Here is a 12,807-nt window from a genome sequence, read left to right on the forward strand (position 1 = left end):
TTCCGATTTCTGAAAGAGTGCCTTTTGATCAAAGCGGATTCCTGCCGAAGCGCGCAAGTGATTGGCTGTGGGCATCCGCAAAACAGTCGATGAGGGGACCTCTCCGATGAGCACCACCGCCGAACCCGCCATCACGCTCTATGGCACGCCGCTGTCGGGGCACAGCCATCGGGTGGAAGCCTTTCTGAACATTCTCGGCCTGCCTTACCGCTTCGTCGAGGCCGGCGCGGAGCTGCGGCGGTCGGATAGCTTCCTCGCCCTCAACCCCTTCGGACAGATCCCGGTGCTGGTCGACGGCGATCTCGTCCTGCCGGACTCCGCCGCGATCCTGGTCTATCTCGCCGACCGCTACGACGCCTCCGGCCTGTGGAACCCGAAGGCGCCGGAGGAGGCGGCGCGGGTGCAGCGCTGGCTGTCCGTCGCATCCGGCGACCTGCGCTTCGGGCCGGCCCTGGCACGCATCCTGACCCTGTGGGGAGGGGCAGGATCGCTGGCCGATGCGCAGAGGGTTGCGGAGCGGGCCCTGCGTTTCATGGATGGGCATCTGGCCGACCGCGACTGGCTGGCGGGGGAGCGGCCGACCATCGCCGACATCGCCTGCTACGCCTATGTCGCCCGCGCCCCGGAAGGCCGCATCCCGCTCGATCCCTATCCGGCGGTCCGTCGCTGGCTGGAGCGGGTGGAGGCGATCCCGGCGCTGACCCCGATGCCGACCAGCGTCATTCCGCAGCACGCCTGAACGCCCTCCACCCCAAGCGAAGGAGCATGGTCATGGACCAGGACCGCATCCCCGAGCCCTTCCATTCCGGGGAACGCGAGGCACAGGCGCGGGCCGGGTTCCGCGTGCCGTCGGCGCCGATCCGCGACCGGTTGCCCCCCCAACACCAGGAATTCTATCCGCTGCTGCCCTGGCTGCTGGTCGCCGCACGGGACGGGGCCGGCGATCCGTCGGCCGGCGTGCTGACCGGCGCCCCCGGCTTCGTCGCCCCGGCCGACCCGCGGACGCTGTGGGTGCGGCCGGACCATGGCGCGTGGCAGCCCTGGCCGGCCGGGCCGGCGGTCGGGGAGCCGGTGGCGGCGCTGGGAATCGACCTCGGCACCCGCCGCCGCAACCGGGTGAACGGCCGGGTGACGGCGCGCGACGGGGTGGCCTTCGCGATAGGGGTGGAGGAGAGCTTCGGCAACTGCCCACAATACATCCGCGTCCGCCGGGCAGAGGCCGTATCCCCCTCCTCCGCCGAAGCGGTGGACGCACTGGCAGGATTGGACGGCGAGGCAAGACGCCTGATCGGTGCGGCGGATACCGCCTTCGTCGCATCGGCCTCCTCGGCGGCTGGCGACGCCAGGCTCGACGTGTCGCACCGGGGCGGGCCGGCGGGCTTCATTCGCCTCGACGGCGACCGGCTGATCGTACCGGACTATGCCGGAAACCGCTATTTCAACACGCTGGGCAACATGGTGCTGAACCCGCGCGCCGGACTGCTGCTGGTCGATGTCGGCAGCGGCGATGTGCTGCACCTATCGGGATCGGTCAGCATCGATTGGGAGCCCGATCCGGCCCTTCCCAACGCGCAGCGGAGCTGGAGCCTGCATGTCGAGCGCGGGTGGCGGCGGAAAGCAGCGATCCCGCTGCGTTGGACCGAACCGGAGCGAACCGGGACACCCTGACGCAAGCGTCACTGTACCGTCGCCAAGCATCCGATTCTGTGCTTCGATGACGGTTCCATGACACTTGATGGATGGGTGTGTCGATGCGCAATTCCGCCTGTTCCGGACGCTGGTCGCTGCTGTCCGGTGCGGTTGTCCTCTCGCTTCTGGCCGGCCCTGCCCTGGCGGCCGATCCCGTGCCGCAAAGCGATCTGCTGAACGCCGAGCTGTGGATGCAGCGCTCGGTCGAATACAAGGCCAATGCCCTGGCGGTCTATGCACTGGGCAGGATCCAGCTGGACAAGGCGCTGGCCGACAAGACCTGGACCGCGGCGACCGAGCAGACCGGCAATTACCAGGATCTGCCGCCGGCCGTGGTGCTGGATTTGGACGAGACGGCGATGGACAACTCCGCCTACCAGGCCGGCCTTGTCACCACCGGCACCGACTTCTCGCCCAAGACCTGGGATGCCTGGGTGCGGGCGGAAAAGGCGACGGCGGTGCCGGGCGCGGTGGAGTTCACCCAGTATGCCGAGTCGAAGGGCGTCAAGGTCTTCTACGTCACCAACCGCAGCGCCGACCAGGAGGAGCCGACCCGCCGCAACGCGCAGGCGCTGGGCTTCCCGATGGGCGGGAACGTGGATACGTTCCTGATGTCCAAGGAAAAGCCTGACTGGGGTTCGGCGAAGAGCACGCGGCGCGCGGCCATCGCGAAGGATTACCGGATCGTCCTGCTGTTCGGCGATAATTTCGGCGACTTCTCCGACGCCTACAATGGCAGCGAGACTGAGCGGCTGAAAGCTTTCGAGGCGGCGAAGGAGCATTTCGGGCGCGACTGGCTGATGCTGGCCAATCCCGGCTACGGCTCGTTCGAGAGCGCACCTTACGGTCACAATTTCAAACTCTCGGCCGACGAGAAGCGGGCCAAGAAGATCGCTGCGCTGGAACCCTGGGTGGCGCCGGCCCAGTAAGACGGTGAAGGATGGGGGTGCGCCGGTCCGAGACGAGCTGTCAGAGGATCAGGCGCACCGCCTCCACGATCACCACCCACGGCGCGCCGATCATCACCGTCCAGACGGTCAGACGGGCCAATCCGCGCATCTTGCGGATTTTCGGCTCGGCGGAAGGGATGGCTTCGAAAGATGTGGCGTTGTAGATCGACATGGCCTGCTGCTCCATGAGCAAGATGACGGTGAGGCCATCATGCAGTTACGATCCTTAACGACCATTAAAGACCGCGCCCTCCCCATCGCTCTCTTGCGATGTACCACAAGCGGTAAACCATACCTCTTATGAGCATCCTTCAGGACGCTCTCCAATATTCTCTGTGCTTGCCCACCACTTCCGCGTGGACATTCTCTGACTTCCGACACAAAGCGATACCACCCATTCGGCAAGCAATTGGCAAGGCCCATGACCCCGCCGAAATATTGCGACAAAATAATTCACACACCATTGAATTTAAAACAAAAATCAATTTCAGGACATGGGCTTGCATTGATTTCATCGTATATATAAATACACAGGAGTGCATTTCAAAAAATTTCCACATGTTGACTCAAAACATGCGGATATTGATTAATGTTCTTGCCGATCATTCGTCGGCTTTATTGAAGAAATTGAGGAAAACGCAATGTCCGATGCTATCGCCGATCTCTATGTCACCACCGTCCGCGTGTCCAACGGCGCCGCCGGCGCGCCTGTCCTGACGCTGAACCTCGCCGTCGAAGCGGCCTCGGGCAACATTCCGAACGGCAAGGCACTGATCGTCCAGGTCACCGCCCCGCCCTTCAACGAAGTGGTGGTCCAGCCGGTCACCGGCACCATCCACCACACCGGCCTGGGTCAGGACCAGCAGCTGGTGGCCGTCAGCGGCGTCTATTACGACACGCTGCCACCGCCGGCCATCGGCACCATCACCAAGACCTTCACCGCCGCGCTGAGCGTCGACAAGGCGTGGAACGGCACCGGCAGCTTCACCTTCGGCGGCACCACGATCAGCAACTGCACGGTCACGGCGCTCTGATCCGCCGGGCAGGATAAGCAAAAGATCATTTCAAACGGCAAAAGGCCGGCGGTCGTCCCGCCGGCCTTTCTTTATGGTCATGGTGCCGGCACCAGTTCAAACGGTCAGGTACTTGCGCACCTCCTGCTCGTCCAGACCGCTGCGCGGGCCGGACAGCATCACCTCGCCGCGTTCCATCACCACCCAGTCGTCGGCAAGGTCGCGTGCGAAGTCGAAATACTGCTCGACCAGCAGGATCGCCATGGTGCCCTTGTCACGCAGGTAGGAAATGGCGCGGCCGATATCCTTGATGATCGACGGCTGGATGCCCTCGGTCGGCTCGTCCAGCACCAACAGGCGCGGACGGGTCACCAAGGCGCGGCCGATGGCGAGCTGCTGCTGTTGACCGCCCGACAGGTCGCCGCCGCGGCGGTCCAGCATCGATTTCAGCACCGGGAACAGCTCGAACACCTCGTCGGGGATCGAACGTTGCGAACGAGGCAACGGGGCGTAGCCGGTCAGCAGATTTTCCCGCACCGTCAGCAGCGGGAAGATCTCGCGCCCCTGCGGGACATAGGCGATGCCGCGGCGCGCCCGGTCGGCCGGCGCCATCTTCGTCACGTCGGCGCCATCCCAGCCGATGGAGCCGCCGGACACCGGCTTCAGCCCGACGATGGCGCGCAGCAGGCTGGATTTGCCGACGCCGTTGCGGCCGACCAGACAGGTGACCTTGCCGATTTCGGCCTTCATGGAAACGCCGCGCAGGGCCTGGGCGGCACCGTAATGCAGATCGAGAGAGCGAATGTCGAGCATCATGGAGTCTCCCGTCAGCGGCCGAGATAGGTGTCGATGACCTGTTGATTGGCGCTGACCGCATCCAGCGAGCCTTCGGCCAGGACCGAGCCCTCGGCCAACACCGTCACCTTCACCCCCAGCGCGCGGACGAAGCTCATGTCATGCTCGACCACGATCACCGAATGCTTGCCGGCGATGCTGCACAGCAATTCGGCGGTCTGTTCGGTCTCGGCATCGGTCATGCCGGCCACCGGTTCGTCGACCAGCAACAGCTTCGGATCCTGGGCCAGCAGCATGCCGATCTCCAGCCACTGCTTCTGCCCGTGCGACAGGCTGCCGGCCTGGCGGCTGCGCAGGGCGGACAGGCGGGTGATGTCGAGGATGTCCTCGATGCGGGCGCGGTCGTCGCGGCTGATGGCGTAGGTCAGCGTCTTCAACGGCCGGCGCGGAGCCTTCAGCGCCAGTTCCAGATTGTCCCACACCGTGTGAGGTTCGAAAACGGTCGGGCGCTGGAACTTGCGGCCGATGCCGAGATTGGCGATGGCCGCCTCGCGCAGCTTCGTCAGGTCGGTGTCGCCCTCGAACAGAATGGTGCCGGTGTCGGGGCGGGTCTTGCCGGTGATGACGTCCATCATCGTCGTCTTGCCGGCCCCGTTGGGGCCGATGATCGCCCGCATCTCGCCGGGCATCATCACCAGAGACAGGCTGTTCAGCGCCTTGAAGCCGTCGAAGCTGACCGACACGCCGTCGAGATAGAGAAGGGTCGATTCCGCGCTCATGGGTCAGGCTCCCTTCTGGCCAGCGGTCTGGTTTGCGGTCTGGGCGTTGGGAAGGGCGGAAGGTTTGCGACGGGGCAGCTTCGCGGTCAGCTGGCCCCACAGGCCGAGCAGACCTTTGGGCAGGAACAGCGTCACCGCCACGAACAGGCCGCCGAGAGCGAACAGCCACAGCTCCGGCAGGGCGCCGGTGAAATAGCTCTTGCCCATGTTGACCAGCACCGCGCCCAGGATGCCGCCGGCCAGCGTGCCGCGCCCGCCGACGGCGACCCAGATCACCGCCTCGATCGAGCTGGCCGGAGCGAATTCCGACGGGTTGATGATGCCGACCTGCGGAACGTAGAGGGCGCCGGCCACGCCGGCCATGCAGGCCGACAGGGTCCAGGCGAACAGCTTGTAGCTTTCGGTGTCGTAGCCCATGAAGCGCACACGGCTCTCGGCGTCGCGCAGCGCCACCAGCACCTTGCCCAGCTTCGACGCGATGACGCCCGAGGCGATCATGTAGGACAAGGCCAGTGCCGCCACCGTCGCCACGAACAGGGCGACACGGGTGGTGTCGGCCTGGATGTCGTAGCCGAGGATGTCCTTGAAGTCGGTCAGGCCGTTGTTGCCGCCGAAGCCCATGTCGTTGCGGAAGAAGGCCAGCAGCAGGGCGAAGGTCAGCGCCTGGGTGATGATCGACAGATAGACGCCGGTGACGCGGCTGCGGAAGGCGAACCAGCCGAAGGCGAAGGCCAGGACCCCCGGAACCACCAGCACCATCAGCGCCGCGAACCAGAACTGGTCGAAGCCCCACCAATACCAGGGCAGCTCCGTCCAGTTCAGGAAGACCATGAAGTCGGGCAGTTCGGGGTTGCCATAGACGCCGCGCGGGCCGATCTGCCGCATCAGGTACATGCCCATGGCATAGCCGCCGAGCGCGAAGAAGGCGGCATGGCCGAGCGACAGGATGCCGCAATAGCCCCACACCAGATCAAGCGCCAGCGCCAGCAGCGCGAAGCACAGGTATTTGCCCAGCAGCGAGACGGTGAAGACCGACAGGTGGAAGGGCGAGTCCGCCGGCACCCACAGCGTCATCACCGGGACCGCCACCGCCAGGACTGCGAGGATCGTCAACACGATCCCGGCCTTGCGGTCCAGCCCCAGCAGGAAAAAGCGAAGCAGCATCGGATCAGGCCTCCACCGCGCGGCCCTTCAGCGCGAACAGGCCGCGCGGACGCCGTTGGATGAACAGGATGATGAAGATCAGCACCAGGATCTTGCCCAGCACCGCACCGGCGTAGGGTTCGAGGAACTTGTTGATGGAGCCCAGCGTCAGCGCGCCGACCAGCGTGCCCCACAGGTTGCCCACCCCGCCGAACACCACGACCATGAAACTGTCGATGATGTAGCCCTGGCCGAGGTTCGGGCTGACATTGTCGATCTGGCTCAGCGCCACCCCGGCCAGACCGGCGATGCCCGAGCCGAGACCGAAGGTCAGCGCGTCCACCCTTGCGGTGCGGATGCCCATCGCATTGGCCATCGGCCGGTTCTGCGTCACGGCGCGGATCGACAGGCCGAACCAGGTGCGCTTCAGCGCCACCAGCAGGGCCGCGAAGACGGTGAAGGCGAAGATGACGATCCACAGACGGCCGTAGGTGATGGTCAGGCCGCCCAGTTCGAAGGCGCCGGACATCCAGCTGGGCGCCCCCACCTCGCGGTTGGTCGGGCCAAAGATGGAGCGGACCGCCTGCTGCAGCGCCAGCGACAGGCCCCAGGTGGCGAGCAGCGTTTCCAGCGGACGGCCGTAGAGCCAGCGGATCACGCTGCGCTCGATGGCGATGCCGACGCCGCCGGAGACGAGGAAGGCGGCAGGCAGCGCCACCAGGATCGACAGGTCGAACAGGCCGGGGGCGTGGGCACGAAAGGCCTCCTGCACCAGGAAGGTGGTATAGGCGCCGATCATCACCATCTCGCCATGGGCCATGTTGATGACGCCCATCACGCCGAAGGTGACGGCAAGACCGATTGCAGCCAGCAGCAGAACCGAGCCGAGCGACAGTCCATACCAGAGATTTTGCAGTGCGGCCCAGAAGGCCAGCTTCTGTTCCAGGGTGGAGACGGCCACGGCGGCCGATTTCTTGGTGAGGTCGGACGCTCCGGATCCGGCGACCATGTTCAGCAGCACCAGCGCGTCGCGGTCGCCGCGGGCGGTCAGCGTGTCGACCGCCGACTGGATTTCGGCGTCGGTCATCTTGGACGCGGCCTCGCCGGTCAGCAGGATGGCGGCACGCGCCTGCTCCATGGCGGCGCGGATGCGCTTGTCCTGTTCCTTGGCGATGGCGGCGCTCAGCGTCTCCAGCGCCGAGGCGTCGCGGCTCTTGAACACCGCATCGGCGGCGGAGCGGCGGACGGCGGCATCCGGGCTCATCAGGGTGAGGGCGCCCAACGAGGCGCTGATGGCGCGGCGCAGCGAATTGTTGATGCGGATCTTCTCGACCGCAGCAGCCGGCGCATCGCCGAGCGCGGCGCGGGTCAGCGGGTCGGTCAGGGTGTAGGCGTCGCCGGCCTTGCGGGCGATCACCACGGTGCCGTCGGCCTTGCGAACGAAGAGGTCGCCGGCCTGGAGCGCCTCGATCACCGGCACGGCAGCCGGGTCGCCGGCCTCCGACAGTTGGGCCAGAGCCTTTTCGGTTCCGGAATAGCCGCCGCTGCCCAGGGCCTGGACGAGGGGACGGAGGTCGGCGGCATAGGCGGCGGTCGATGTGGCGACCACCACACAGAGCGCCATCAGCCAGCGGAGAGCGCGTCGCATCGCGGGTCCTTCGGTGCGGGGGTTAGATATGCGAAACGCTTGCTCTCTCCCCTCCCCCGCCCGGCGGGAAAGGGGAAAGGGCAAGCGTCGCAACCACTCAGGTCGGAAGGGTCAAGTCAGAGAGGGAACGCTGCCCTCACGACCCCTTGCCGCCGCACTTGCCGGTCTTCACGTTGAAGTTGCCGCAGGACATCGGCTTGCGCCAATCGGCGATCAGGTCCTTGCTGTCCGGCAGATAGTCCGACCACTCGTCGCCCGGGACGAGGCCCGAGGTCTTGGAGACGACGTCGAACTGGCCGTTCTCCTGCACTTCGCCGATCAGCACCGGCTTGGTGATGTGGTGGTTCGGCAGCATCGCCGAATAGCCGCCGGTCAGATTGGGCACGGCCACGCCGACCATGGCGTCGATGACCTTGTCCGGCTCGGTGGTGCCGGCCGCCTCGACCGCCTTCACCCACATGTTGAAGCCGATATAGTGGGCTTCCATCGGGTCGTTGGTGACGCGCTTGTCGTTCTTGGTGTAGGCCTTCCAGGCCTTGATGAAGTCGCTGTTCGACGGCGTCTCGACCGACTGGAAGTAGTTCCAGGCAGCCAGATGGCCCAGCAGCGGCTTGGTGTCGATGCCGGCCAGCTCTTCCTCGCCGACCGAGAAGGCGACGACCGGGATGTCCTGCGCCTTGACGCCCTGGTTGCCCAGCTCCTTGTAGAAGGGAACGTTGGCATCGCCGTTGATGGTGGAGACGACGGCGGTCTTCTTGCCGGCCGAGCCGAACTTCTTGATGTCCGCCACGATCGACTGCCAGTCGGAATGACCGAACGGCGTGTAGTTGATCATGATGTCCTCGGGCTTGACGCCCTTGCCCTTCAGGTAGGCTTCGAGGATCTTGTTGGTCGTGCGCGGATAGACGTAGTCGGTGCCGGCCAGCACCCAGCGCTGGACCTTTTCCTTCTGCATCAGGTAATCGACGGCCGGGATCGCCTGCTGGTTCGGCGCGGCGCCGGTGTAGAAGACGTTGCGGGAGGACTCCTCGCCCTCATACTGGACCGGGTAGAAGAGGATGTTGTTCAACTCCTCGAACACCGGCAGCACCGACTTGCGGCTGACCGAGGTCCAGCAGCCGAACACGGCCGACACCTTGTCCTTGCTGATCAGCTCGCGCGCCTTCTCGGCGAACAGCGGCCAATTGGAGGCGGGGTCGACCACCACCGGCTCCAGCTTCTTGCCCAGCAGGCCGCCCTTCTTGTTCTGCTCGTCGATCAGCATCAGCATGACGTCCTTGAGCGTCGTCTCGCTGATCGCCATCGTGCCGGACAGGGAATGCAGGATGCCCACCTTGATCGTGTCCTGCGCCATCGCCGGCGCGGACATCGCAGCCATCGCGCCCATGGCCAGACCGGCCAGCGCGCTGATCCCGAAGCTCGACGTCAGTTGCTTGGTCCGCATGAAGTTGCCCCCTTCCTCTGGTGCCCCGGTTGCTCCGGGGCTTCGCCACATCGTCGGAAGAAAAGCTACCGCGCATGCGAAGGACCGTATCTACGTCAAATGACACATACGGCCACCGCCGGGCATCGCCGGCGTTACCCCCGTACGAAGGTCCGGAATAAAGTCGGCCCTGAGGCGTCGACCTGTATGGACGAAAGCGTGTAACCGCCACGTCACGGCGCCCATGGTGCCGCGATGCAAGGGAGCAACAGTGTGAACAGCAGGCCTGTCGTCACCAAATGTCGCTTGCGAATCACGGAAGGCTTGTCGAAGGTTGCAACATTCGATCCTTTCCGTTCACGTTCCGGTCCCATCGCCATGCATGATCACAGCCGCCTGCTCTCCCGCCGCTCCGCTGCCCTGCTGATGGTCGGTGGGTTGGCCGGTGTCGCCCTGGGCGGTCCGGCTCTGGCCGTGACGCCGAAGGATGCGGCACATGCAGCGAAGCCGTCGCTGATCGCCGGCTGGGCAACCTCGCTGGAACAGCGTGCGCTGGAAATCCAGAACGCGCCCAAGGCGCAGGCGACCCGCATCGGCTACGGCGCCGTCGTCAAGAAGGGTGACGGCGGCATGATCGAGAGCGTCGCTCCGGCCGTGGACCTGCCGCCGGCCGACGTTCAACAGGCACAGGCACCCACCCTGCCGGGCCTGGCTCCGGTGGAACCGGCGCCGCCGGTGGTCATCACTGCGCGCTCGCCGTTGGCCGACCGCGTCGGCAAGGTGGCGCGCCGCCTGATCGAGCTGGGCTATCTGCCCGCGGACAAGTGGACCGACAGCTTCAACGACGATGTCGAGACCGCCGTTCGCGCCTTCCAGCTGGCTGAAGGGCTGCAGCCCGACGGCAAGGTGGGCGAAGTCACGCGACAGGCGATGGACCGCACGCCGGCGCAGACCGTGGCGCTTCTGCGCCGCGCCGCCGCGGCGATGCGGGCGCAGCAGGCCTCCATTCCCGAGACCACCATCCTGGTGAACCTGCCCGGCCAGTCCGTCACCCTGATCGAACGTGGCCGCCCGAGCTTCACCATGCGGGCGGTGGTCGGCCGGCCGTCGCGCAAGACGCCTCTGCTGCAGGACAAGGTCACCAGCGTCACCATCAACCCGACCTGGACCGTCCCGCCAACTGTGCTGAGCGAGGACAAGCTGCCGGCCCTGCGCAAGAAGGGCACCACCGGCATCAAGAACGCCGCCGTCTATCTGGACGGAACGGAGGTCGTCAACACACAGTCGGTCAACTGGTGGGGGGTCGATCCCGGCCGTGTCCGCATCGTCCAGAAGCCGGGCGACGACAACGCGCTGGGCCGCTTCCGCTTGGACCTGACCAACGGCGACGGCATCTTCCTGCACGGCACCAACGATCCGCGCCTCTTCAGCCGCGACCTGCGCGCCGCCAGTTCCGGCTGCGTCCGGCTGGAGGATGCCCGGATGATGGCGGAAACCCTGCTGGGGGCCGCGAAGATGACTCCGGCCAGCATCGGCCAGCAGCTCGACACCGGAGAGACCAAGACGATCCGCCTGCCGAACGCCATCCCCGTGCGCTTCGTCTACTGGAACGCCTCGGTCGATACCGCCGGCGTGGTTCGCGTCCATCCCGACATCTACGAGGATCCCCCCACCCTCTCCACCCCGGCCGGCCAGTCTGGGGCGGGCTCTCCGGCGATGTCGGCCAATCCGCCGGGCAGCACGGCCCCGACACCGGTATCGACGCCGCGCCCACTGTCCAAGCCGGCGCCGCTGCCGGTTCCGGCCGCCCATGCGCCGACGCCGCTGTCCTCCGCCTCGGTCCCGGCGCCGGCCAAGCCGCTGCCGGCATCGACGGGGATGTGAGGCCGGCTTGCAGATCAGCCGCGTCGACCATTTCGTGCTGACGGTCGCTTCCATCGAGGCGACCTGCGCCTTTTACCGCGAGGTTCTGGGCATGGAGGTCGTCACCTTCGCAGGCGGCCGCCACGCCCTGTCCTTCGGCGCGCAGAAGATCAATCTGCATGAGGTCGGACGGGAGTTCGAACCCAAGGCGGCACGCCCGACCGCCGGCAGCGGCGATTTCTGCCTGATCGCCGACACGCCGCTGGAGCAGGTGATCGCGGAACTCCAGGCCCGCGGCATCGCCATAGAGGAAGGCCCGGTGAGCCGCACGGGCGCCACCGGGCCGATCCGATCCGTCTACATCCGCGACCCCGACGACAATCTGGTCGAGATCGCAAACTACGTCTGAGCGCGTTGTTCCCTCACCGCGCCTGAAGCATCCCGACCGCGCCGCGGGCGACCTCGTGCAGGTCGGCTGCTCCACCGGCCTGGACATGGGCGAACAGGCCGGCGCGCATGCGCGGATCCCAGAACTTGCGAATGTGTGTCGCAGTCTCCGTCACCGCCTCGTCATGCGGGTAGGTGGCGAAATGGACGGCGATCTGGTTCGCCATCCGGACCAGATCCTTGGCATGGTTCGTGTGGCTCATCGGTGTCTCCGGAATGGGTTGATTTCAGCGGAACAGGATGACGGTGTCGCGGCGCGACAGCGCACCCAGGGTCAGGTTGGCGTTGCGCGCCAGTTCCAGCGCCAGCGCCGTCGGGGCGGAGATGGTCGCCAGCAACGGGATGCCCACCGCAGCGGTCTTCTGCACCAGTTCGAAGCTGCACCGGCTGGTCATCACCACGAAGCCGGTGGCCGGGTCGGCGCCCGAAGCGACGACAGCGCCGATCAGCTTGTCCAGCGCGTTGTGGCGGCCGACATCCTCGCGGGCAAACCGGATGGCACCATCGGGCGCGCACCACGCGGCGGCATGGACCGAGCGGTTGGCCCGGTTCATCGGCTGGTGGTCCGGCAGGGCGCGGAAGGCGGCGGCCACGGCGGCCGGGTCCACCTCCAGCGTGGTTTCGATCCTGCGGGGCTCCCGAACGGCGTGGACAAGACTGTCCACGCCGCACAGGCCACAGCCGCTCCGCCCCTCCATGGAACGGCTGCGCAGACTTCCGCGCAGGAGACGCAGCGGGTCGACCGTCAGGTTGACGACGAAGCCCAGCGGCGTTTCCCGCACGGTCATATCCTCGATGTCGGTGGCTGCCCCGACGATCTCCTCGGCCAGGCTGAAGCCCAGCGCGAAATCCTCCAGATCGGCAGGCGTCGCCATCATCACGGCGTGGGATCGGCCGTTGTATTCGAAGGCGACCGCGGTTTCCTCCGGCACCTGCCATTCGACATCCGCGCCCTCCTCCGCCCCGACACCGGCGGAAAAGCCGGTGCCGGTGACGGCGATGGAGCACATGAGGCTGTCGTCGGGACTAATGGAACCAGAGGGCATCGCGGTCATGT

At 66.2% G+C, this 12,807-nt stretch carries 14 protein-coding genes; 6 read left to right on the forward strand and 8 right to left on the reverse strand.

The window, feature by feature from the left end:
* The first annotated feature begins 106 nt into the window (after positions 1-106).
* The 3 genes from A6A40_RS19355 (at position 107) to A6A40_RS19365 (ending at position 2,618) form a co-directional block, all read left to right on the forward strand.
* Entirely contained in the window at positions 107-739 is a 633-nt protein-coding gene (locus A6A40_RS19355) for a glutathione S-transferase family protein (protein WP_108547529.1), read from the forward strand.
* A 32-nt stretch (positions 740-771) separates the two neighbouring features.
* The gene (locus A6A40_RS19360; protein ID WP_108548031.1) at positions 772-1,668 is read left to right on the forward strand and encodes a pyridoxamine 5'-phosphate oxidase family protein; all 897 of its coding nucleotides are present in this window, start codon (positions 772-774) and stop codon (positions 1,666-1,668) included.
* A gap of 83 nt (positions 1,669-1,751) precedes the next feature.
* Positions 1,752-2,618, forward strand: a complete 867-nt coding sequence (locus A6A40_RS19365; RefSeq protein WP_108547530.1) for a 5'-nucleotidase, lipoprotein e(P4) family — start codon at positions 1,752-1,754, stop codon at positions 2,616-2,618.
* 40 nt (positions 2,619-2,658) lie between these two features.
* Here the strand turns inward: A6A40_RS19365 and A6A40_RS31010 are convergent, their stop codons facing one another.
* Complete coding sequence (locus tag A6A40_RS31010; RefSeq protein ID WP_167562498.1) at positions 2,659-2,811, reverse strand: hypothetical protein; 153 nt, start codon at positions 2,809-2,811, stop codon at positions 2,659-2,661.
* 469 nt (positions 2,812-3,280) lie between these two features.
* On the opposite strand from A6A40_RS31010, the gene A6A40_RS19370 reads away from it, so the two are divergent.
* Positions 3,281-3,673, forward strand: coding sequence for a DUF1842 domain-containing protein (locus tag A6A40_RS19370; RefSeq protein ID WP_108547531.1), 393 nt, complete (start codon positions 3,281-3,283; stop codon positions 3,671-3,673).
* Between the two features lie 96 nt (positions 3,674-3,769).
* On the opposite strand, the gene urtE is transcribed toward A6A40_RS19370, so the two are convergent.
* The 5 genes from urtE to urtA all read right to left on the reverse strand — a co-directional run bounded on the left by urtE (position 3,770) and on the right by urtA (position 9,404).
* Positions 3,770-4,465, reverse strand: coding sequence for an urea ABC transporter ATP-binding subunit UrtE (gene urtE, locus A6A40_RS19375; protein ID WP_108548032.1), 696 nt, complete (start codon positions 4,463-4,465; stop codon positions 3,770-3,772).
* Positions 4,466-4,479: 14 nt separating this feature from the next.
* Positions 4,480-5,226, reverse strand: a complete 747-nt coding sequence (gene urtD, locus A6A40_RS19380; protein ID WP_108547532.1) for an urea ABC transporter ATP-binding protein UrtD — start codon at positions 5,224-5,226, stop codon at positions 4,480-4,482.
* 3 nt (positions 5,227-5,229) lie between these two features.
* Positions 5,230-6,390, reverse strand: a complete 1,161-nt coding sequence (urtC, locus tag A6A40_RS19385; RefSeq protein ID WP_108547533.1) for an urea ABC transporter permease subunit UrtC — start codon at positions 6,388-6,390, stop codon at positions 5,230-5,232.
* Positions 6,391-6,394: 4 nt separating this feature from the next.
* The gene (gene urtB, locus A6A40_RS19390) at positions 6,395-8,017 is read right to left on the reverse strand and encodes an urea ABC transporter permease subunit UrtB (protein ID WP_108547534.1); all 1,623 of its coding nucleotides are present in this window, start codon (positions 8,015-8,017) and stop codon (positions 6,395-6,397) included.
* Between the two features lie 136 nt (positions 8,018-8,153).
* Positions 8,154-9,404: an urea ABC transporter substrate-binding protein gene (gene urtA / locus A6A40_RS19395; protein WP_236783954.1), complete on the reverse strand. Its 1,251-nt coding sequence runs from the start codon at positions 9,402-9,404 to the stop codon at positions 8,154-8,156.
* A gap of 414 nt (positions 9,405-9,818) precedes the next feature.
* Between urtA and A6A40_RS19400 the strand changes: the two genes are divergently transcribed.
* On the forward strand, positions 9,819-11,324 hold the full coding sequence (locus tag A6A40_RS19400; RefSeq protein ID WP_108547536.1) for a L,D-transpeptidase family protein: 1,506 nt from the start codon (positions 9,819-9,821) through the stop codon (positions 11,322-11,324).
* A 7-nt stretch (positions 11,325-11,331) separates the two neighbouring features.
* Complete coding sequence (locus tag A6A40_RS19405) at positions 11,332-11,712, forward strand: VOC family protein (protein WP_108547537.1); 381 nt, start codon at positions 11,332-11,334, stop codon at positions 11,710-11,712.
* A gap of 13 nt (positions 11,713-11,725) precedes the next feature.
* Here A6A40_RS19405 and A6A40_RS19410 read toward each other — a convergent pair whose 3' ends face one another.
* Both A6A40_RS19410 and fdhD read right to left on the reverse strand, forming a co-directional pair.
* Positions 11,726-11,953 carry a formate dehydrogenase subunit delta gene (locus tag A6A40_RS19410; protein WP_108547538.1) on the reverse strand — a complete coding sequence of 76 codons (228 nt, stop codon included), beginning with the start codon at positions 11,951-11,953 and terminating at the stop codon, positions 11,726-11,728.
* A 24-nt stretch (positions 11,954-11,977) separates the two neighbouring features.
* On the reverse strand, positions 11,978-12,805 hold the full coding sequence (gene fdhD / locus A6A40_RS19415; RefSeq protein WP_108547539.1) for a formate dehydrogenase accessory sulfurtransferase FdhD: 828 nt from the start codon (positions 12,803-12,805) through the stop codon (positions 11,978-11,980).
* Between the last annotated feature and the right edge of the window lie 2 nt (positions 12,806-12,807).

The sequence above is a fragment of the Azospirillum humicireducens genome, assembly GCF_001639105.2.
GTDB lineage: Bacteria > Pseudomonadota > Alphaproteobacteria > Azospirillales > Azospirillaceae > Azospirillum > Azospirillum humicireducens.